Here is a 21,061-nt window from a genome sequence, read left to right as displayed (position 1 = left end):
ATTAGCAACAATACTAGCATATTGCGCTGTTTAGCTAAATAAAATGCGTTTGTTCTTTATTCTTCAAGCCATTTTTGCCAACTTGCTAAAACTTGTTCACGTTGCTGAGAAAATTGGCTTATCTCTACACGGCTTGGTAGTGATTGTAATGCTAAGTGATGGAGCTCATTACGCATTGTGACATACGCTAGAGTTAAAGCATTCGCTTCATCTTCTGGCATAAAACCATACTGCGCCATCAACTCGAAAATACGCACATTATCAGACCAACGTGTTAGCGCATTATTTTCTGCGGCAAAACGCAAAACTAAGTATTGTGCGATAAATTCAATATCAGTAATCCCACCAGGATCCGCTTTTAAGTCGAATTCATTGACTTGATGACTTCCTAGGTGCTGATGCATTTTCAACCGCATATCACGCACTTGCTGTTGCAAAGTTTTAGGGTCTCTTGGCATACACAGAGTTTCGTGGCGAGTCTGTATAAATTGCCGTTGTAAATCCTCATCACCAAACACCATTCGAGCTCGAATTAACGCTTGATGTTCCCATGTCCAAGCATCATTTTTTTGGTAATCATCAAATGATTGTATGGTACTGACCAACATTCCTGATTCACCAGAAGGCCTTAGTCGTGCATCAACTTCATACAACACGCCAGAAGGGGTTCGAGTACTAAACAAATGGATAATACGCTGAGCAACACGCAAGTAAAATTGGCGAGCATCAATGGAACGTTCACCATTGGTGACAACATCTAAAGGGCAATCGAAGAGAAAAACGAGGTCTAAGTCAGAGCCATAGCCCAGTTCCCAGCCGCCTAGCTTTCCATAACCTAATACCGCAAACCCATATTGTTTTTTGTCACTTTGCTCTAGATGCGCTGGCTCACCATAGCGTTTTACCATTTTTTGCCACGCTTGGTGGACCACCGCATCAATAATTGCTTCCGCAAGGTAAGTCAGATGATCACTGACTTTCATTACCGGCAAAACACCTGAAATATCTTCAGCAGCAATACGCAATAATTGAGCTTGTTTGAATTGACGTAATGCTTCAAGTTGTTGTTCTTCGTCATCTTCAGGAACGCGCATTAAATATTGGCGCAGCTCATCACGGTAGGCCGTTAGCGGTAAGGGTTGGTATAACGATTGAGGGTCGAGTAACTCATCAAGTAACAATGGGTGGCGAGCTAATTGTTCCGCTATCATAGGTGAAGCCGCACATAAACGAATAACGTGCGTCAAAACCTCATCAAATTCAAGCATTAACTCTAGGTAAGTTGTGCGGCTAACAATGCTCAGTAACAGTGGTGTGATGCGCTCAATGACTTGCCCTGCATCATCACGCTCACCGACTTTAGCCAATAATTTAGGCATTAATTCATCAAGAACATCTCGCCCTCGAGGACCAATGGTGCGTTTATTGAGATCATGACGGAACATCACTATACCGTGAATGATACGTTGTGCAATCTCTTCACTTTTAGACGGCAAATAGCTGGCTAATTCTTCTTTTGATAATTCACTTTGCCATAATGTGATATAAATTTCATCGAATACATCAATGTTCTCAGAGTCATCTTCCTGGCCTATTTGCTCGGTGAATATTTGATGCACCGCAACCATTTTTTGACTCAAAACCTGATAAAATGCAGGCCAATCAGCAAAGCCCATCCCCCATGCTAAACGCGCTTGGTTTAAAGCCTCTTCGGGGAGTGTTTGTGTCTGTTGGTCATCAATACATTGCAGTAAATTTTCGACTCTACGCAAGAAAAGGTAGCCATCTTGCAGAATATTAACCTGATCTTCGGTTAACAATGCGAGTTCACGGATCCCTTGTAACGTTGAAAATAAAGATTGCGACTGTAAAACAGGTTCTCGTCCCCCTCGAATGAGTTGGAAAACCTGTGAAACAAATTCAACTTCGCGGATCCCTCCAGCACCTAATTTGATGTTATTGACCAAACCACGACGCCGAACCTCTCGCTCAATCATATTTTTCATATTGCGTAAGGATTGGATCACGCTAAAGTCGATATAGCGACGATAAACGAAAGGACGCAAAAGCTTTCGCAAACACTCCTCATAATGGAGGCTATCAGCGCCCATAATACGGGCTTTAACCATCGCGTAGCGTTCCCAGTCTCGCCCTTGTTCTTGGTAATAATCCTCAAGCGCAGAAAAGCTAAAAACCAGCGGGCCGCTATCTCCAAATGGCCGTAAACGCATATCGACCCGATAAACAAAGCCATATTCCGTCACTTGATCGAGTACGCGGATCAATTTTTGCCCTAAACGCGTAAAAAATTGCGCATTATCTAACTCTTTTCGGCCACCTTGGGTAACCCCATTTTCTGGATAAGCAAAAATCAGGTCAATATCAGAAGAAAAATTGAGCTCTCGGCCCCCCAACTTCCCCATCCCTAAAACCAACAGCGGCTGCGGTTTTCCTTCTGCATTACAAGGTGTTCCCCATGACTGACGATATTCTTGATACAACCAGTCTCGCGCTGCAACAACCAAGGTTTCCGCCAATATACTGAGCTGATAAATCGTTTCTTTTTGCGTGCTTATTTCTAGCACTTGCATCCATGCACAGCGCACTAACATATGATGACGAAATGAGCGCAACACTCGCATCAAGTGGTCTTCGTTGCTAACAGATGACAAATCTTGAGCTAACCATGATGCATAACTTTTCCATTCATCGGCTTGTGGTGGTCGAGAGCGAATTTCAAGTAAAAACCGCGGATGTGCTAATACTTGCTTTAACACAAAATCACTGAATGCAAGCACTTGAATTTCTTGTTCATTTAACGGTAATAATTCATTCGTTTGTTCCGCTAACTGGCTTAAAACGCGTTCACCTTGGCTTTGTAATAACTCAGGAAAAGCATGCATATTATCAATACCTTAATAGGCTTCTTGATAGGTTAAAGCACTTAACCACTGGATAAAGGCTAATTTACACTTTAACCACTGGCTGCTATAGCAAAAATCCTCAGCACTAATTGCTTCATCGGCAATATCTGAACGTAATTGTTCCAGTGGAGTGTCATGAATAAAGTGAGGTACAGAATTTTGGTAATGCACTAAAAATGCCTGAACAAAACGTAAAAACTCACTGAAGCCTTGGCGTGCATTGCTGCCATTTGCTAACCAGTAGTCTTCATGCTGCTGGCAAAGTAATTGCATATGCGTTAATGATTTTTCGAGGGGGTACTCTTCATAGTCAAACACCGAATTTGGAGGAGTTAATGGCGCTTTTGTCGGCGATAACAATGAATAACCACGTGCAGCTTTGCTAAGTGATGACAAATGTAAGCCGTCGATATCTGCAAATTTCTTCGCTAAATTGAGTACATCAGCAATAAAGCCTTTTTTTAGTTCTAGTTCAAACTCTTGAATAGGCAAATCCTTTGCGCCAGAGGAAATTTCACCTTGGTCAAAAACCACTTCTATTTCGCTATCTTCAAAAGTCACTAACCACTTTTCACGGGTAAAATTGGTGCTAAAGAGGATATTTAATTCAGACTGAAGCTGTGAAACATCAGTGCCTTCAGGCCAAATTTCAGCCGGTAATGCGGCTAAATCAAGCTCAGGTGAATCAATGTCAACATTATATTCAGGCCGTTGGTGTAAGCCGCCTATCGCCTGCCCAGCCGTTTTCATTGTCATTTCATAACGACCATCACAACCGCGGATACGTAAGCCCATATCCCACTGACGTAACTGCTTATTTGCCGTATCAAAGTAGATATTGGTTAACTTCGTCGGCTCACTGTATTGGTGAGACAATGTCGATAGACACTGTCGTACAGCCTCTATTGCGGAACTCTTAGCGGCAAGTTTGAGTTCAACCTCTACGTGGCTCATACATATCCTTATTTAATTATTTCACTTCACTCATATTACCCCAATCAAGCTAAGCTGAGAAAAGAAACTGTGTGATAAACAAAAATTCTACCTGTCATATTTCTTTCAGTGAGTTATATTGAAAACAAAGTAAAAATAAGGGTAATTTAGACAGTTAGGATAGTTCTCATTCTCCTTTAGACTGTAGAGACATCTGCGTTTAGGATTTGCACCCTCGCGTTTTACTCATTAGTATTCAATTAATATAAAACTCATTCACCATCAAAAGACTGTAAATACCATGCGAAAAATTCCATTATTATTAATTTCAATCATGGGGCTAGGCCTTTCCTTAAATTCACATGCAGCAGAAAAACGTTATGTGTCAGATGATTTATCCACATACGTTCATAGTGGACCTGGCACAAAATATCGTATTGTAGGTACGCTCAATGCCGGGGAAGCGGTTGAACTGCTTTCCACAGATAACAAATTTGCACAAGTTCGCGATGAAAAAGGTAGAACGGTCTGGTTACCTGTTGACCAACTCAGCAATACTCCAAGCATGAAAACCCGCATTCCAGAACTTGAAGCTGAGAATCAAAAGCTACGTCAACAACTCGACAATATCGACAGTACGTGGAATACACGAACTGCAGATATGCAGCAAAAAGTGGCTGATAATGACAATATCGTCAGCCAGCTAAAAGCCGAAAATGAAAAATTAAAAAATGAGTTGATCAAATCCGGTAAAAAGCTAGAGATTGCAGAGGTCAACTTAGATGATCGCCGTCGCGAATTAATCTTACAATGGTTTATGTATGGCGGTGGTGTTGCCGGTGTTGGCTTAATTTTAGGTTTGATTTTACCGCACATTATTCCGCGTCGTAAAAAACGTAATGATGGTTGGATGTAATTGAGGCCATTCAAATGAAAGTCTATCTCGTGGGTGGCGCAGTGCGTGACCAACTTCTTGGACTACCTATTTCAGATAGAGACTACGTGGTGGTTGGTACAACCCCCGAGGCAATGCTATCTCAAGGTTTTCAACAAGTAGGAAAGGATTTTCCGGTTTTCTTGCACCCAAAGACCCATGAAGAATACGCTTTAGCCCGAACAGAGCGTAAAATTGGTGCGGGCTATACTGGTTTTAGCTGCTATAGCGCACCTGATGTGACCATTGAAGATGATTTGCTACGTCGCGATCTGACAATTAACGCGATAGCACAAAGTGAATCAGGTGAAATTGTTGACCCATACCAAGGCGTGAAAGACCTCAAGAGCCGTGTTTTACGCCATGTTTCTAATGCATTTTCTGAAGACCCTTTACGGGTCTTGCGGGTTGCTCGTTTTGCTGCTCGCTACTTTGAGCATGGTTTTACTATCGCACCAGAAACATTAACCTTGATGCAAACAATGGCCGCTACAGGGGAATTATCTCACCTCACCGCTGAGCGCGTTTGGACGGAAACAGAAAAAGCGCTGAAATCAAATTCCCCACAGGTGTATTTTGATGTTTTACGCCAATGTGGTGCTTTAGCTGTACTTTTTCCTGAAGTTGATGCGTTATTTGGTGTTCCTGCCCCTGAAAAATGGCACCCTGAAATTGATACGGGTATCCACACGCTAATGGTAATGAAAGTGATTGCCGAGCTATCTAACAATGTGGATATTCGCTTTGCGGCCTTATGCCATGATTTAGGTAAAGCGTTAACACCACCTGATATTTGGCCGAGTCATCCAAACCACGGTGAGGCAGGTATTCCATTAATAGAAACTCTCTGCGCAAGATTAAAAGTACCCACTACGGCTCGTGACTTAGCTCGTCTAGCGGCACGCTATCATGATAAAATCCATGTTATCAATAAATTACCTGCTAATGAGCTAATTGCGATTTTTGATGGGCTTGATAGCTGGCGTAAACCAGAACGTATTGAACAACTGAGTTTAATCAGTGAAGCGGATGCAAGAGGCCGGTTAGGGCTCGAACAGCAAACGTACCCACAAGGGATATATTTCAAGCAGGCTTTTACTATCGCACAAGCGGTTGATGTCAAACCTATCGTTGAACAGGGATTTAAAGGCCCTGAAATTCGCCAAGAACTTACAAAACAACGCATTGAAGCGGTAACAGATTGGCAGCAGCAACAAATCATCTAACGACCATAAAACTGGCGGCTAAACACCGCCAGTCATCATTTAAGCGGTTTTCATGCCTCTTTCTATAATAACCCCAACCTGCTTGGCTCGCGCCACGGCTCCCGGCTTAGCCACCTTAATACGAACCCATGGGCTAGCAAACTGTGTCATCAATAACTGTGCAACTTCTTCAGCAACACGTTCTACTAACCCAAACTTGTTATTCCCTACATGAGCTAGGATAGCCTGACTAACTTTGGCATAATCTAGGCAATATTCTACATTATCGCTCATAGACGCGCGTTTGTTATCCCATCCCATTTCGATATCGAGCACGAGTTTCTGTTCAATATCTTGTTCCCAGTCATATACACCAATCGTGGTGATGACTGATAATTGCTCAATAAATACGATATCCATCACGTCATTTTCTCATTTATGTACTGAATTGATACCACTTCAGCAAAAATATGCGTATTATCCAAGACTGAAGTGAATTTATGGCCTTAACCGTTTTTGGAGTTAGCTATGAGTGCAACCGCGCTTGGCATGATAATCTTCGCCTATCTTTGTGGCTCAGTTTCGAGTGCGATACTGATCTGCCGTTTGGCGAGACTACCCGACCCCCGTCAACACGGCTCTGGTAACCCTGGTGCAACTAACGTATTACGTGTAGGCGGTAAAGCAGCCGCTGCCGGAGTACTCATTTGTGACGTATTAAAAGGGATGATACCAGTTTGGCTTGCTTATTATTTAAATGTGCAGCCATTCTATCTTGGCTTTGTTGCAATTGCAGCCTGTCTTGGGCATATATATCCCATTTTCTTTCGTTTCAAAGGCGGAAAAGGGGTAGCAACCGCATTTGGTTCAATTGCCGCTATTGGTTGGGATCTTTCTGGTTTAGTCGCAGGGACATGGTTACTTACGGTATTGCTTAGTGGTTACTCATCACTCGGCGCGATTGTCAGCGCCTTACTTGCCCCCTTCTATGTTTGGTGGTTTAAACCTGAGTTCACTTTCCCTGTCGCCATGTTGTCTTGTTTAGTGTTAGTTCGCCATCACGGTAATATACAACGCCTTTGGCGCGGTCAAGAAAGCCGTATTTGGCAAAAACTAAAAAACAAAAAGCAAAAAACCAATAAAGAAATAGCCCAAGAAACCAAAGAACAAGAACTAGATGACTAATCGTTAATATCGTTAATATGATTTTTCCTAAGAAGAGCTGATTTCAGCTCTTTTTTTATGCTATTTGCCTTGTTTAAAATTTCCAAAAACTCCCCCAATAACAACCGTTCGATATCTCTCCTTAAAACTGTACTGATAGCAATTTGTGCTACGTTACATTTTTGCCATAACCAGCGCACACTTTTAAAAAAAAGTTAAATAATTGCAAATTTATTACTAAGGAATATTTAAAAGCTGTCGACTATATAAAAGGAAAATTAAACAATAATAATGGTATTTATAATGAGCAGAACCCCTTATATCACTCAAAACGAATATGTATTAGATGAAAATATCACCTTGATGACAACCAGCGATTTGCAAGGAAATATTGCCCACGCTAATGATTTCTTTGTACAGGTTAGTGGTTATGAATTAGATGAGTTATTAACACGTCCACACAATATTATCCGCCATCCGGATATGCCCAAGGAAGCTTTTGCCGACATGTGGGCAACACTTAAAAAAGGAGAACCTTGGACTGGTATTGTGAAAAATCGTCGCAAAAATGGCGACCATTACTGGGTTCGAGCCAATATCATTCCAATGGAACGAAAAGGGGCTATTACGGGCTATATGTCTATTCGGACACGCGCAACACGTGAAGAAATTGCTACGGTAGAACCCATTTATGACGCAATGAATGAAAATAAAAGCCAACGAAAAATTTTTAAGGGAATTGTGCTTTCTAAAAAAATGCCATTTCACTTTTCAACAAATTCAACGCGTTCGCGTATCCGGCTAATCATGAGTTTGTTATTTATTCTTTGGCTCATCATGGCAAGCTTCATTCCCCAGCCAATCGCACCGCTTATGATGATGAGTGCCTGTACATTTATCACGTTACTGATCGGTAATGTGGTATTTGAAAAAATGCTAGCAGCGCCATTGGAAGACATCACCAAACAAGCACTTGGTATTGCACGAGGAAATCGACATAGCGTTAACCATATGCAGCGCACAGATGAAATTGGCTTAATATTACGTTCTATTGGGCAACTGGGGTTAATCTGCCGCTGGTTAATCAAAGATGTCTCCGAACAAGTTGATAACGTTCGCAAAGGCAGTGAATCTTTGGTTTCTGACTGTCATGAATTAGAAACACATACTCAGAGAACCGTCGGATACATGCAACAAACCGTTGCGACAATGAACCAAATGTCCGTTTCTGTAAAAATGAATGCCGATAATACTATTCAAGTTGATCAACTTTCCAATACCACCAGCGAAACCGCAGTCAGTGGGGGCGCAATGATGGAAGCTGTTGTTGATACCATGAATGAAATTGTCAGTAGTACCAGCAAAATCAATTCCATCACTGATGTGATTAAAGACATCGCATTTCAAACTAATATACTCGCGTTAAATGCGGCGGTAGAAGCCGCGCGTGCAGGTGAACAAGGGAAAGGCTTTGCTGTGGTTGCCAATGAGGTCCGTAGCCTTGCAAGCCGCAGTGCAAGCGCAGTGAATGATATTCGCGAATTAATTAATGATTGTGAAAAGAAAGTCAATTCAGGAAAAAATCAAGTCCATACGGCAGGAGATACCATGAAGGAAATTGTTGACCAAATACAAAACGTCACTCAATTGATCACCCATATTAGCCAAGCGACCTCTGAACAAGCGGCTGGTATCGCCGACATTACCCAAGCAGTCAGTGAGCTCGAAACCATCACACAACAAAGTACATTACTGGTAGAGCAAAGCACAGAGACATCAACGATGGTAAAAGCACGCTCAAGCCGACTTGAAGATGCTGTTGTTGTTTTACATTAATATCTAATTGAATAGCAAAAGGGCTGTCATCCAGCCCTTTTTACAAAAAATATGAATTCATTAACAATGATTATTTTTCTAAGGGTGGTAATTCAGCCAAAGGCCAGCGCGGGCGAACTGTTACACCAAGCCCTGCCGTTGTTCCACCTTTAAGACGAATAAGCCCCGCTAACGCAATCATCGCACCGTTATCTGTACAAAACTCAGGGCGCGCATAAAAAACTTCACCACCGCGCTGTTTGAGAACGTCTTCCATTTTAGCTCTGAGAGCTCGATTAGCACTAACGCCGCCGGCCATCACCAAGCGTTTAAAACCAGTTTGCTCCAATGCACGTTTGCATTTAATCGCAAGCGTATCTACCACCGCATCTTCAAAGGCTCTCGCAATATCTGCACGGGTTTGGTCGTCATCCGCATTTTCACGAATAGTATTGGCTGCAAAGGTTTTTAACCCTGAGAAGCTGAAATCCAGCCCTGGTCTGTCGGTCATTGGACGAGGAAAAACAAAACGACCTGCTGTGCCTTGCTCTGCCATTCGAGATAACACAGGGCCTCCAGGGTAGTCTAAGCCTAATAATTTAGCTGTCTTATCAAACGCTTCACCTGCCGCGTCATCGATGGACTCGCCAAGTAGCTCATACTCACCAATTCCCGTCACACTGATAAGCTGGGTATGCCCACCTGAAACCAGTAACGCAACAAAAGGGAATTCAGGGCTTTTCTCTTCTAACATCGGTGCCAATAAATGGCCTTCCATATGGTGAACGGCCACGGCAGGAACATTCCATGCAAAAGCTAATGAACGCCCAACAGTTGCACCAACCATTAAAGCCCCCACCAAACCAGGGCCCGCAGTGTAAGCTACAGCGTCGATGTCTTCACTGGTTAAATTGGCTTCTTTCAACGCCGCTTGAATTAACGGCACTGTTTTACGAATATGATCACGTGAAGCCAATTCAGGCACGACACCACCATAGTCTGCATGAACTTTAATTTGGCTGTATAATTGATTGGCTAATAAGCCACGCTCATCATCATAGATTGCGATACCAGTTTCATCGCAAGAGGTTTCGATACCTAAAACACGCATTGCACTACCCTTGTTTATTGCATAACCGCAAGTCTATCACTATTTTCGTTCAATCGCGTAATTAATGTTGTCAAAAGGCTGACTTTCCTGACTGTATAGTCTATAATCAGTCCCCTGTAATAAAAAATTTCGTGTGGCTAATTCTCATTATTATCTGGTTTTGTTTGCTTTTTCATCAAATGAACTGCTAATCAGGTAATCTTGTGTGATTCAATTTTATACGGCACTTTACAAACCCGTACTCATTGAAGTAAAATTCCGCACCATTTTAAATGAAGGCTGGTGAATCAGTACCAGCAACAAACCGATTTCTATTGAGGTGAGAGGCACATGCCGGTAATTAAAGTACGTGAAAACGAGCCATTCGACGTTGCACTGCGTCGTTTCAAACGTTCCTGTGAAAAAGCAGGTGTTTTAGCTGAAGTTCGTCGTCGTGAATTCTATGAAAAACCAACGACTGAACGTAAACGCGCTAAAGCATCAGCTGTAAAGCGTCACGCTAAGAAACTGGCTCGCGAAAACGCACGCCGTACTCGTCTGTACTAATTGTTTGCGGTGAAAGCCGCATTCATTGCAGACGATAGCTAATACAAAACTTTAGTTTCTCTCGTAGTCACTCAGTTTTTGTAGTAGTAAATAGCTAAGCAGTTAAAGGCCGTGCTTTCCACAAGGAAGCGCGGCTTATTATCGTTCATCAACAGGCGAAAAAGAGGCTTATGGCTGGACGAATTCCGCGTTCATTTATCAATGACTTGTTAGCAAGAACCGACATCATTGATTTAGTCGATGCAAAAGTCCCGTTAAAAAAACAGGGTAAAAACCATCACGCTTGTTGTCCGTTCCATAATGAAAAAACGCCTTCTTTTACTGTAAATGGTGAAAGGCAATTTTATTACTGTTTTGGTTGTGGTGCGCATGGCAATGCCATCGATTTTTTGATGAATTATGACAAACTCGATTTTGTCGAAGCTATCGAAGAATTATCTGCACTACACGGCCTTGATGTCCCATATGAAAAAGGAACGGGTTCAAGCCAAATAGAACTTCATCAACGGCAAAATTTATATCAGTTGATGGAAAAAATTAATCAATTTTACTGTGCTGCCTTAAGTCATCCTTCTGCTAATAAAGCGAAAGATTATTTAAGCCAACGTGGTTTAAGCACTGAAATTATCGAGCATTTTTCGATTGGCTTCGCCCCTGCGGGCTGGGACAACTTGCTCAAAAAGTTTGCTGTAAACCCAGAAAGTCGCAAACAGCTTGATGATGCTGGCATGTTAGTGACAAATGATAATGGCCGAGTCTATGACCGCTTTAGAGAGCGTGTCATGTTCCCAATTCGGGATAGGCGCGGTCGTGTGATTGCCTTCGGTGGACGCGTATTAGGAGATGCTCTTCCTAAATACTTAAACTCCCCTGAAACCGATATTTTCCATAAAGGTCGCCAGTTATTTGGCCTTTATGAAGCAACACAAAACAGTAATGAATTATCAAAATTACTGGTAGTTGAAGGTTATATGGACGTTGTTGCACTTGCTCAGTACGATATCCGCTATGCGGTTGCTTCACTGGGTACATCAACAACCTCAGAACATATTCAGTTACTTTATCGTTCAACAGATACGGTTATTTGTTGCTATGATGGTGACCGCGCTGGCCGAGAAGCGGCATGGCGAGCACTTGAAACAGCCCTACCTTATCTGACGGACGGCCGTCAATTGCGTTTTATGTTTTTACCAGACGGCGAAGACCCTGATTCATTAGTACGTAAAGAAGGCAAAGACGCTTTTGAGCAACGCATGAAGGATGCTCAAACCCTTTCTGCTTTTTTATTTGATTCACTTGTGCCACAGGTAGATTTAAAAACGCAAGAAGGGAAAGCAAAATTTAGTAAACTGGCTATCCCTTTGATTAAGCAAATACCTGGTGAAACGCTGCGCCTTTATATGGCACAAGAGCTAGGAAATTTTATTGGTATACCGGATATTTCTCAAGTTCTTGCTATGATTGATAGAGAGAGCACAGAACAAGTTAACTATCAGGCTCCCAAATTAAAACCAACCACAATGCGAATACTTATCGCGCTGTTGGTACAGAATCCGAACTTTTCGGAGCTTGTTCCCTCATTAGAGGGAATTGCCCATATTCAAATGCCGGGGCTTTCTCTATTTCAGGAATTGGTCGATGTCTGCCGTTCCACCCCCGGAATGTCAACTGGGCAGTTGCTAGAGCGTTATCGTGATAATAAATTTGCGAAACAGCTTGAAAAACTGGCAACGTGGAACGATATAGAAATAGAGGAGATAGCGGAAAATACTTTTATAGATGCCTTAAACCATCTATTTAATAGCGCACTCGACGAACGTTTCGACTATTTGATAGCAAAAGAACGAACTGAAGGGCTGACCCCAGAAGAGCGCGAAGAAGTCCGCTTAATCACTCTTTCCAGAGTGAAAACATAATCTAACCCAAAACAGAATTAATATTTTAAACGGCTTAAGTGCCGATAAACACAAGGCAAATGCCTGTAAAATGCTACGAAAATAAAGGGCGTAGCGAATAATAAATATTCCCTTTGTATGTTCTTGTTGGCCGAATGTTTCGCCGACCGACACCAATCTAAATACTCAGAAGTGTGGATACCGTCTTATGGAGCAAAACCCGCAGTCGCAGCTTAAGCTACTCGTAACCAAGGGTAAAGAGCAAGGTTACTTAACCTATGCTGAGGTCAACGACCATCTGCCGGAAGATATCGTCGATTCAGATCAAATCGAAGATATCATTCAGATGATTAATGACATGGGCATCCAGGTCATGGAAGAAGCACCTGATGCCGATGATTTAATTTTGGCTGAAAATACTTCCGATACTGATGAAGATGCAGCAGAAGCCGCTGCACAAGTGCTGTCCAGTGTTGAAAGTGAAATCGGCCGTACAACCGACCCTGTTCGCATGTATATGCGTGAAATGGGAACCGTCGAGCTTCTCACTCGAGAAGGCGAAATCGACATTGCAAAACGTATCGAGGATGGTATTAATCAGGTTCAGTGCTCTGTTGCTGAATATCCTGAGGCTATCACTTATCTTCTTGAGCAATATGACCGTGTTGAAGCAGGAGAAAGCCGTTTATCTGATTTAATTACTGGCTTTGTTGACCCTAACGCGGAAGAAGATCTTGCACCAACAGCGACTCACGTTGGCTCTGAATTACCACAAGAAGAGCTTGATAAAGACGATGACGAAGACGAAGAAGATGAAGACGGCGATGACAGCGATAGCGATGACGATAACAGCATCGATCCTGAATTAGCGCGTCAAAAATTCTCTGATCTTCGTGAGCAATATGAAAAAACGCGTCAACATATTAAACAATATGGCCGTAGTGATGCAAAAACGGCTGCCGCTATTGAGCAGCTTTCCGAAGTATTTAAAGAATTCCGTTTAGTTCCTAAGCAATTTGACTATCTGGTCAATAACATGCGTGAAATGATGGACAGAGTTCGCTTACAAGAGCGTACCATCATGAAACTATGTGTTGAGCAGTGCAAGATGCCGAAGAAAAACTTCATTACTTTATTCAGTGGTAATGAGACCAGTGAAACTTGGTTAACTGCTGCAAAAGCAATGAACAAGCCTTGGTCAGAAAAACTACTTGAAGTTGAAGAAGAAATTCTGCGTTGCCTACAAAGACTGCGTCAAATTGAAGAAGAAACGGGTCTGACTATCGAACAAGTTAAAGATATCAACCGTCGTATGTCTATCGGTGAAGCGAAAGCACGCCGTGCGAAGAAAGAGATGGTTGAAGCAAACTTACGTCTGGTAATTTCTATCGCTAAGAAATACACCAACCGTGGCTTGCAGTTCCTTGACCTGATTCAAGAAGGTAACATCGGTCTGATGAAAGCCGTTGATAAGTTTGAATATCGCCGTGGTTATAAGTTCTCAACTTATGCAACTTGGTGGATCCGTCAAGCTATCACGCGTTCAATTGCTGACCAAGCACGTACTATTCGTATCCCGGTTCACATGATTGAAACTATCAACAAACTGAACCGTATCTCTCGCCAAATGCTGCAAGAAATGGGCCGTGAGCCATCGCCAGAAGAACTGGCAGAACGCATGCTAATGCCGGAAGATAAAATTCGTAAAGTACTGAAGATTGCTAAAGAACCTATCTCTATGGAAACCCCTATCGGTGATGATGAAGATTCACATTTAGGTGATTTTATTGAAGATACAACTTTAGAGCTGCCTTTAGACTCTGCAACGTCAGAAAGCTTACGCTCTGCAACTCACGAAGTGTTAGCAGGCTTAACCGCTCGTGAAGCAAAAGTGCTACGCATGCGTTTTGGTATCGACATGAATACTGACCACACCCTTGAGGAAGTTGGTAAACAGTTTGATGTTACCCGTGAGCGTATCCGTCAGATCGAAGCAAAAGCGTTACGTAAATTACGTCACCCAAGCCGCTCAGAAGTTCTGCGCAGCTTCCTTGACGAATAATTGATTTATTTATATCTAAAAACACCTGCTCCGGCAGGTGTTTTTTTATGGTCACTAAAACCATGGAAAGCTACACTACCGGTGTTTCATGCAAATAAACCCAAACACACTTTTCGAGTTCGACCCTGATACATGCAGTCGAAATTCTTAGCGACTCAATACCATTTATTTGCTGTTTTTCTTGATACTGAACCCAGCAATAGCCATTGTCTTCGCGCAATGGAATCAGATTAATACACTCTGTAGAAAATGATGTTCTAGCCCCTACATTCTGACTAAATAACTGAGTCACTGCATTTAATCCAATACAATGGCCTTGTGTTGTAACCATTTTGAAGTTGTCATCGAAGCTGGCTAATAACGGCGCCAAACTTTTATTACCACGACGCCCTGTAAAAATATCCTCAATAAGAATATGTAAATCCACCACGCTTTGCTGCGCTCTTTCCATTGTTTCACTCATTTATTTTTCCTTGATCACTGAAATTAATGAAAGTAACCCGAGTATTGATGCAATAAGAAACGTAAATTGATAACGTAATAAATCACTCGAGAAAGTCATTAAGCTAAATATAGAAATAAATACGACTGCACCAACACTAAATGCGACTTGTCGATTAATATTCCATAACACGCTACCTTGAAGTAAATCTTTGTCTTTGAAATCCATCAACGAGCTAATTTGTGCAGTATTGGCGCTCAACCCTCCGCCCATCCCCATCAATAAATAAGCGATTATCAATAAACTGAGCTGGCTGGAAGATGAGACCCAATAAAGCAGAAAAATACCAAAGCTATGTAATGTAATACCAATAATAAATAATCGTTTTTTTCCTATCTGTAAGTAAAGACGTCCACCAGTTAACATTGATATTACCGCCCCCAATGCATATAGCACCATAAATAGCCCGGTTTTTGCTGCACTGAACCCCATGTTCTCTTGTAGATTAAAAATATTGAGTAAATTAACTCCCGTAAAAATACCGGGAACAGCATAGTAAACAATAAAAGCATTACGCAGATTGCTATTTTTCAATAACTGAAAATTTAAAATAGGTTCTCGACATTTTTGGGCATATTTAAGGTAAACAATAAATACGAATACAGAAGTAAAAAAGCTCGCCAAAGCCAATAGTAAATTGTGATAATCATTATAAAAAGAGAATGATAATAATAGGCTTAACAAACTTAAACTCACCATTATTAGCCCCAAAATATCTGGCTTTTCTCTTATTTTTTTCCCATCATTTTTTATCCATATCCAAGCGAGTACTGCCGTTAGTAATGAGAAAGGTAAATTAGAATAAAAGACCCAATGCCAAGACAAAGAATCAATAATTAGGCCGCCAATTGCAGGTGAAAATGCGGGAGCAATTAACGCGACTGTCATAATCAATGTTGATATACGCTGGCGATCATTATTTGGAAATAATGCAAAAACTAACGCCTGACCTACCGGAATTAATAACCCTCCCGCAGCCCCTTGGATAAAGCGCCAAAAAATTAAGCTATATATTGAATCACTGCTTCCACTGAGCCAAGCTGCAATAGAAAAAAGTAGCATGGAATAACACAGTAATTTTTGGTTACCTAACCTACCTGCTAACCATAAGCTGATTGGCATCACCAGAACTAAACCTAAAATATAGGCATTGGCAACCCAAGCCACTTGAGATTGGCTTGCTGAAAATGATGCAGCAATGTCAGGCAATGCTATCGCTGACATAAAAATATTAATACAATCAATAAAGAAACCGAGTAAAAATACTGTGGCAATTTTGTATCGATAAGTCATGGACTTCCTCCGGTGGCAAAGAATAGGTTTAAGTACTTTCTTTGTCGATACAAGGGAGGTAACATGATTGTTTAATAAAAAAGAACAATCGTTATCATTATGCAAAGAAATCTTAAAAAGATTATCAGTTTTCTACAGGTTGTTGATTCGGGTTCATTCACTAAAGCCGCAGATATTTTAGGGCTAAGTCGCTCTATGGTTAGTGTCGATATCAAACAATTAGAAGCTCAGCTTAATGTAAGCTTGCTAACACGAAACACGCGAAATATTGCATTAACAGAGGTAGGAAAACATTTTTATGACGACTTTAAACGTATTCAAAATCAAATAGATGAAGCATTCGAAAAAAGCCAAAATTTAGGAACGAATATTGCTGGTTTGCTACGTTTTTCATCAACGAGTGAATTTGGCCAACGTTTTATTTTGCCGCTACTCCCTGAATTTTGCCGCCTTTATCCTAAGTTAAGGTTACAATATTCATTTAACTCATCATTAGATGACCTGATCACAGAAAAACTCGATTTATCTATTCGATTAGGTAATTTAAAAAATTCATCTCTTAAAATGAAAAAACTGGGTGAATATGAGATTTACTTAGTCTCCTCTCCTGAATTTCTAAAAAAATACCCAATCAAACAACTCACTGATTTAGCAAATGTCCCATGGATTAACCATGCGCTATTAAACTGGCAAGATCCTCAATATTTTTTACAGAATTCAAAAAATGAAAAATATTACTTACCTTTAATTAAAAACCAATATGAGTCTAATTCTGCGGCCGTTATTCACCATATGGTGCTAGCCTCTTTAGGTATTGCTATCTGCCCTGCTTGGATGGTTGACGACGACTTGCAGCATGAGCGTTTAGTTCATGTGTTACCCGAATACCGTTTACCGAAACAAAATATTCAATTACTTTATCCAAATACTTTTGTTTTACCGGCTAAGACACGTGCATTTATCGATTTTTTAGTCGATAAATTAGCTGTAAATAAATAAAGATATAAAGATATATCGATTCAATGTTTCTAAAGTGTAGTTTCTAATCTACCACAGTATAAAAACTCATTTTTCTCATTGTTAATGGCTATTATGCCCTCCATGGCATAATAGTTAGCATTATTTCTTAGATGCTAAATAATCTTGCAGAGTGCCTTCCGGTTTTTTCTTACAAAACTCAACAATCTGAGGGACCTCAGCAACACTTTGCTCTGTTAGCGCAACATAATCTCCACCTTTAAATTGCGTTTCTTGGTTTGTTACCCATAACGCAACAGGTGCCCAGCTTTGAGGATCTAAATTAATAAATTGCTGGCAAGTCATATTCTCAGGTGTAACCGTATTTTTGTCAGCTGCCATTGAGTTAAATGAAATTGTAGATACAGCAAATAATACACTAGATATAATAACCTTTCTCATTTTAAACTCCTTTGGAAAATTAAAAACATATAATCATGTGGCTGGTTATTATTAGCATATTATTTATAAGAATTACATATTCCAATTTTGATGATTAAATTTATACTGAATTAAAGAATCGAATAACAAACAATAAAAACAATCAATTACAAATAATGACCTAATTAGAGCATCAATATAAGATTTGTTTTTTTATAGAAAAGCCACTTATAAAAAGTGGCCATAAAATTTAACTATACTACTTTTACTTCCATCTCTGCAGGGTCTTTAATTGGTTCATTAACAAAGAAGAAATAAACCAATGATGCAAGGAATGCGACCGTTGCACAAACAACAAGGGCTAAGGTAAATGAATGTGTTTGGTCAATAATAATACCGGTAATAATCGGAGCAAATGACCCTCCAATAAAACCACCGAAATTTTGAATACCACTCACTGAGGTAATTAAACGAGAAGGCACTGAAACTAAAATCAATCCCCAAGCAGAAGTCCCTGCAAAGTGAATAGAAAACAAGGCCATACTAATACAAGCAACAGCTGAAAATGTGCTGTCAGTATAAGCAGCAGGTAGTGTAAATATGGCAGCAAATAATAAGCCTAAGCAAATCATCCATTTACGGCTTTTCATTTTGTCAGCACCACGTTTCACCACATAGTCTGCAACAACACCATTTACGAGCATTCCAAGCGCACCAAATAAAAAGGGTATTGCGGCAACCCAGCCAGTTTTTTCTAGACTTAAACCTCTGGAGTTTTCAAGATAAGCGGGCAACCATGTTAGATATAGCCAAACCATATAACCCACACCATTAAACCCAATAATCATTCCCCATAAAGAACGTTGTTTAAATAATGATGCCCATTCTTTGAAAGAAACTTTATTCGTTGAAGATGGTGGAGCTCCGTCATTTAAATAGTTTAATTCATCATCTGTTAATTCTAATTGTTCACGATTACGATAGAAAATAAACCAAAGTATAGACAGAATAATCCCACTAATACCGATAATAATAAACATTGTACGCCAGCCAAAAGCTAACATTAATGCAATGAGCAAAGGTGGAGCCAGCGCTTGAGCTAACGTAGAGGACATATTAACAATCCCCATAGGTAACCCTCGTTCACGAATATTATACCAATCATTAACGACTTTAACGCCTGTAGGTAAATGTGGGGCTTCACCAATACCTAAAATAACTCGCGCAATAATTAAATGGGTAAATGAAGATAATAGCCCTGTAACCGTTTGTGCTAACGACCATAAAAACAAACCAAAGCCATAAATCTTTTTAACTCCAAAGCGCTCCATTACCATACCTATAGGTAATTGGCATAACGCATAGCCAAATGAAAATACTGATAACAGTAATCCCATTTGGGTTGCACTAAATCCTAATTCTTTACTTATTGTAGAGTTAGCAATAGAGAGTGATGCTCTATCTAAAAAGTTAATGATACCTGCTATCAACAAAAATGTAAGCGCAATAAGCTGCCAGCGCTTTAGTCTTTTACTCGCATGTAGTGACATAATTAAGTACCTTTAAGACGTAACAGGACCCTGCAGAATAATATTTACTCCGCAGATTTATTTTATTAATAATCTTTAGTTGTTATCTATTATTTACGACTTTAGCTTTAATATTAATTCTATTTCCACTGGCGTATCAAAAGGCAATGTATTCGTACCTATTGCTGAACGTGCATGCTTACCTTTATCACCGAGTATTTCAATTAAAAAATCTGAAGCTCCATTCATGACTTGTGGCTGATTTTTAAAATCATCAGTGCTTTGTACAAAGCCCAATAATTTTATACATTCATCAATTTTATCTAAATCTCCTAAATAGGCTTTTAACGAGGAAAATATATTAACAATACACTGTTTTGCTGCTTCTAGGCCTTGCTCGACTGTTAATTCTTTACCTAACGTACCGCTATAAATTAATACGCCATCTTTTTGACAATCATGGCCTGATGTATAAAGTAAATCACCATACTGCTTAATAGATACATATGAAAACTTTGGTGCCCCTGGTGTGGCAAGTTTAATTCCTTTTTCTTCTAATTTCTTCTCAATATTCATTCACTTTTCCTATTTATTCAGCAATGTATTTGCCATGTCATAATAAATTTCAGCCGCAAGATATAACTCTTTTATTTCAACAAACTCATCTTTAACATGAGCTTGAGCTAGTCCCCCAGGCCCCATAATAAGTGTAGGAATCTGGCTGGTAACCGAGAAAAAAGGCGCCTCACATGTCGCTTCAAATATTTCAGGTAGCGCTGTTTTTTCTGTGAAACGGCTCACTGTATCTAATGCAACTTTAGTTAATTCGTGATCCGCTGGGATATCTGAAGCGGGAATAAATAAGTAATTATCTAAGTGATAATCTATCTCTTCACCTTTATTATATTGCGCGATAGCTTGATGTAATCTCGCTTCTATTTCTTGTTTTTCTTCCCCTGGAACGAGTCTTCTATCTATTTCAATATCACAATGCTGAGGAACAATATTCGGAGCTGTGCCACCATTAATAGTGGTTATAATCATTGAAGCACTACCTAATAGTGGATGACTAATTTCCTCAACAGAAGCGCGATGTTGTTCTATAGCAGGTAGTATTTTAGACATCTTAGAAATTGCACTATCAGGATAACGAGTTTTTGCTGCATGGCCTGCAGTGCCTTTAGTACTTAAATTATAGCGGCTAACGCCTTTATGTGCGATGCATACACCAAGAGAAGTTGGCTCACCAATAATGGCATAATCTGCAGAAATTCCATCTTTAATATAATGCAGCATGCCAAGATTAATTCTCTCCTCATCCACATTAAATACTAAAGTTAAATTACCTGAAAATGTATCTTGATTACGTTTTAATAATGTTGCCGTATACATCATTGCAGCAACACCGGATTTCATATCTGCAGCCCCTCTCCCAAAAACCTTTCCATCTTTAATCACAGGGTCGAATGGCTCGGTACTCCAACCACAACCACAAGGCACAACATCTATATGACCGTTAAATAATAAATGTTTACCTTTTCCTGAACCTTTTAAATGTGCAATAACATTTGGACGACCAGGAGCTACCTCTTGCATTTCAACATCAATATTTTCTTGTTTAAAATAGTGATATATAAATTCAGCAACTTGTTGTTCTTCCCCTGGCGGGTTTTCGGATTTATGCCGAATTAAGGCACAAAGAAGCTCTAGCAACTCATGTTGTTGCTGTTCATTTAATTTATACATTTTA

General features: G+C 40.3%; 18 protein-coding genes. 8 read left to right on the top strand and 10 right to left on the bottom strand.

Going from position 1 to position 21,061, the window contains the following annotated elements:
* Positions 1-56: 56 nt before the first annotated feature.
* Positions 57-2,903, bottom strand: a complete 2,847-nt coding sequence (gene glnE / locus M1F25_RS05660) for a bifunctional [glutamate--ammonia ligase]-adenylyl-L-tyrosine phosphorylase/[glutamate--ammonia-ligase] adenylyltransferase (protein ID WP_181489440.1) — start codon at positions 2,901-2,903, stop codon at positions 57-59.
* A gap of 12 nt (positions 2,904-2,915) precedes the next feature.
* Complete coding sequence (locus tag M1F25_RS05655; RefSeq protein ID WP_181489437.1) at positions 2,916-3,878, bottom strand: inorganic triphosphatase; 963 nt, start codon at positions 3,876-3,878, stop codon at positions 2,916-2,918.
* Between the two features lie 280 nt (positions 3,879-4,158).
* Here M1F25_RS05655 and M1F25_RS05650 point away from each other — a divergent pair, with 280 nt between their 5' ends.
* Both M1F25_RS05650 and M1F25_RS05645 read left to right on the top strand, forming a co-directional pair.
* Positions 4,159-4,773: a TIGR04211 family SH3 domain-containing protein gene (locus M1F25_RS05650; protein ID WP_036958005.1), complete on the top strand. Its 615-nt coding sequence runs from the start codon at positions 4,159-4,161 to the stop codon at positions 4,771-4,773.
* A gap of 14 nt (positions 4,774-4,787) precedes the next feature.
* Positions 4,788-6,017, top strand: coding sequence for a multifunctional CCA addition/repair protein (locus M1F25_RS05645; RefSeq protein WP_181489435.1), 1,230 nt, complete (start codon positions 4,788-4,790; stop codon positions 6,015-6,017).
* 39 nt (positions 6,018-6,056) lie between these two features.
* Here the strand turns inward: M1F25_RS05645 and folB are convergent, their stop codons facing one another.
* The gene (folB, locus tag M1F25_RS05640; protein WP_004257772.1) at positions 6,057-6,416 is read right to left on the bottom strand and encodes a bifunctional dihydroneopterin aldolase/7,8-dihydroneopterin epimerase; all 360 of its coding nucleotides are present in this window, start codon (positions 6,414-6,416) and stop codon (positions 6,057-6,059) included.
* Positions 6,417-6,524: 108 nt separating this feature from the next.
* Here folB and plsY point away from each other — a divergent pair, with 108 nt between their 5' ends.
* Entirely contained in the window at positions 6,525-7,181 is a 657-nt protein-coding gene (gene plsY / locus M1F25_RS05635; protein WP_004257775.1) for a glycerol-3-phosphate 1-O-acyltransferase PlsY, read from the top strand.
* A gap of 282 nt (positions 7,182-7,463) precedes the next feature.
* Positions 7,464-8,996, top strand: a complete 1,533-nt coding sequence (locus M1F25_RS05630) for a methyl-accepting chemotaxis protein (RefSeq protein WP_181489433.1) — start codon at positions 7,464-7,466, stop codon at positions 8,994-8,996.
* A gap of 70 nt (positions 8,997-9,066) precedes the next feature.
* On the opposite strand, the gene tsaD is transcribed toward M1F25_RS05630, so the two are convergent.
* Positions 9,067-10,086, bottom strand: a complete 1,020-nt coding sequence (tsaD, locus tag M1F25_RS05625) for a tRNA (adenosine(37)-N6)-threonylcarbamoyltransferase complex transferase subunit TsaD (protein ID WP_094961091.1) — start codon at positions 10,084-10,086, stop codon at positions 9,067-9,069.
* Positions 10,087-10,416: 330 nt separating this feature from the next.
* Here tsaD and rpsU point away from each other — a divergent pair, with 330 nt between their 5' ends.
* From rpsU to rpoD, 3 genes are all read left to right on the top strand, one after another.
* Complete coding sequence (gene rpsU, locus M1F25_RS05620) at positions 10,417-10,632, top strand: 30S ribosomal protein S21 (RefSeq protein WP_001144069.1); 216 nt, start codon at positions 10,417-10,419, stop codon at positions 10,630-10,632.
* A gap of 170 nt (positions 10,633-10,802) precedes the next feature.
* Positions 10,803-12,548 (top strand): DNA primase, encoded by a 1,746-nt coding sequence (gene dnaG / locus M1F25_RS05615; protein ID WP_110591259.1) that lies wholly within the window; start codon positions 10,803-10,805, stop codon positions 12,546-12,548.
* 97 nt (positions 12,549-12,645) lie between these two features.
* Positions 12,646-14,589, top strand: coding sequence for an RNA polymerase sigma factor RpoD (gene rpoD / locus M1F25_RS05610; RefSeq protein WP_136134334.1), 1,944 nt, complete (start codon positions 12,646-12,648; stop codon positions 14,587-14,589).
* A 70-nt stretch (positions 14,590-14,659) separates the two neighbouring features.
* On the opposite strand, the gene M1F25_RS05605 is transcribed toward rpoD, so the two are convergent.
* Together M1F25_RS05605 and M1F25_RS05600 are read right to left on the bottom strand one after the other, a co-directional pair.
* Complete coding sequence (locus M1F25_RS05605; protein WP_112307504.1) at positions 14,660-15,052, bottom strand: hypothetical protein; 393 nt, start codon at positions 15,050-15,052, stop codon at positions 14,660-14,662.
* A complete protein-coding gene (locus M1F25_RS05600) occupies positions 15,053-16,384 on the bottom strand; it encodes an MFS transporter (protein WP_112307503.1) in 1,332 nt (443 codons plus the stop codon).
* A gap of 99 nt (positions 16,385-16,483) precedes the next feature.
* Between M1F25_RS05600 and M1F25_RS05595 the strand changes: the two genes are divergently transcribed.
* Positions 16,484-17,383, top strand: coding sequence for a LysR family transcriptional regulator (locus M1F25_RS05595; protein WP_140171569.1), 900 nt, complete (start codon positions 16,484-16,486; stop codon positions 17,381-17,383).
* A gap of 120 nt (positions 17,384-17,503) precedes the next feature.
* On the opposite strand, the gene M1F25_RS05590 is transcribed toward M1F25_RS05595, so the two are convergent.
* The 4 genes from M1F25_RS05590 to M1F25_RS05575 form a co-directional block, all read right to left on the bottom strand.
* A complete protein-coding gene (locus M1F25_RS05590) occupies positions 17,504-17,803 on the bottom strand; it encodes an HdeA/HdeB family chaperone (protein WP_036958008.1) in 300 nt (99 codons plus the stop codon).
* 233 nt (positions 17,804-18,036) lie between these two features.
* A complete protein-coding gene (locus M1F25_RS05585; RefSeq protein ID WP_112307502.1) occupies positions 18,037-19,332 on the bottom strand; it encodes an MFS transporter in 1,296 nt (431 codons plus the stop codon).
* A 93-nt stretch (positions 19,333-19,425) separates the two neighbouring features.
* On the bottom strand, positions 19,426-19,887 hold the full coding sequence (locus tag M1F25_RS05580) for a RidA family protein (protein ID WP_181489431.1): 462 nt from the start codon (positions 19,885-19,887) through the stop codon (positions 19,426-19,428).
* Between the two features lie 9 nt (positions 19,888-19,896).
* Positions 19,897-21,057: a M20 family metallopeptidase gene (locus M1F25_RS05575; RefSeq protein ID WP_004257824.1), complete on the bottom strand. Its 1,161-nt coding sequence runs from the start codon at positions 21,055-21,057 to the stop codon at positions 19,897-19,899.
* Between the last annotated feature and the right edge of the window lie 4 nt (positions 21,058-21,061).

The organism is Providencia sp. PROV109 (assembly GCF_033681625.1).
Lineage (GTDB): Bacteria > Pseudomonadota > Gammaproteobacteria > Enterobacterales > Enterobacteriaceae > Providencia > Providencia hangzhouensis.
The sequence above is the reverse complement of the archived record's forward strand: the minus strand, read 5'-3'. Positions and strand labels throughout refer to the sequence as shown.

Excerpts from the sequence above, each read along its gene's own strand:
- glnE (WP_181489440.1), bottom strand. The coding sequence starts at position 2,903 with ATGCATGCTTTTCCTGAGTTATTACAAAGCCAAGGTGAACGCGTTTTA.
- M1F25_RS05655 (WP_181489437.1), bottom strand. The coding sequence starts at position 3,878 with ATGAGCCACGTAGAGGTTGAACTCAAACTTGCCGCTAAGAGTTCCGCA.
- M1F25_RS05650 (WP_036958005.1), top strand. The coding sequence starts at position 4,159 with ATGCGAAAAATTCCATTATTATTAATTTCAATCATGGGGCTAGGCCTT.
- M1F25_RS05645 (WP_181489435.1), top strand. The coding sequence starts at position 4,788 with ATGAAAGTCTATCTCGTGGGTGGCGCAGTGCGTGACCAACTTCTTGGA.
- folB (WP_004257772.1), bottom strand. The coding sequence starts at position 6,416 with ATGGATATCGTATTTATTGAGCAATTATCAGTCATCACCACGATTGGT.
- plsY (WP_004257775.1), top strand. The coding sequence starts at position 6,525 with ATGAGTGCAACCGCGCTTGGCATGATAATCTTCGCCTATCTTTGTGGC.
- M1F25_RS05630 (WP_181489433.1), top strand. The coding sequence starts at position 7,464 with ATGAGCAGAACCCCTTATATCACTCAAAACGAATATGTATTAGATGAA.
- tsaD (WP_094961091.1), bottom strand. The coding sequence starts at position 10,086 with ATGCGTGTTTTAGGTATCGAAACCTCTTGCGATGAAACTGGTATCGCA.
- rpsU (WP_001144069.1), top strand. The coding sequence starts at position 10,417 with ATGCCGGTAATTAAAGTACGTGAAAACGAGCCATTCGACGTTGCACTG.
- dnaG (WP_110591259.1), top strand. The coding sequence starts at position 10,803 with ATGGCTGGACGAATTCCGCGTTCATTTATCAATGACTTGTTAGCAAGA.
- M1F25_RS05605 (WP_112307504.1), bottom strand. The coding sequence starts at position 15,052 with ATGAGTGAAACAATGGAAAGAGCGCAGCAAAGCGTGGTGGATTTACAT.
- M1F25_RS05600 (WP_112307503.1), bottom strand. The coding sequence starts at position 16,384 with ATGACTTATCGATACAAAATTGCCACAGTATTTTTACTCGGTTTCTTT.
- M1F25_RS05595 (WP_140171569.1), top strand. The coding sequence starts at position 16,484 with ATGCAAAGAAATCTTAAAAAGATTATCAGTTTTCTACAGGTTGTTGAT.
- M1F25_RS05590 (WP_036958008.1), bottom strand. The coding sequence starts at position 17,803 with ATGAGAAAGGTTATTATATCTAGTGTATTATTTGCTGTATCTACAATT.
- M1F25_RS05585 (WP_112307502.1), bottom strand. The coding sequence starts at position 19,332 with ATGTCACTACATGCGAGTAAAAGACTAAAGCGCTGGCAGCTTATTGCG.
- M1F25_RS05580 (WP_181489431.1), bottom strand. The coding sequence starts at position 19,887 with ATGAATATTGAGAAGAAATTAGAAGAAAAAGGAATTAAACTTGCCACA.
- M1F25_RS05575 (WP_004257824.1), bottom strand. The coding sequence starts at position 21,057 with ATGTATAAATTAAATGAACAGCAACAACATGAGTTGCTAGAGCTTCTT.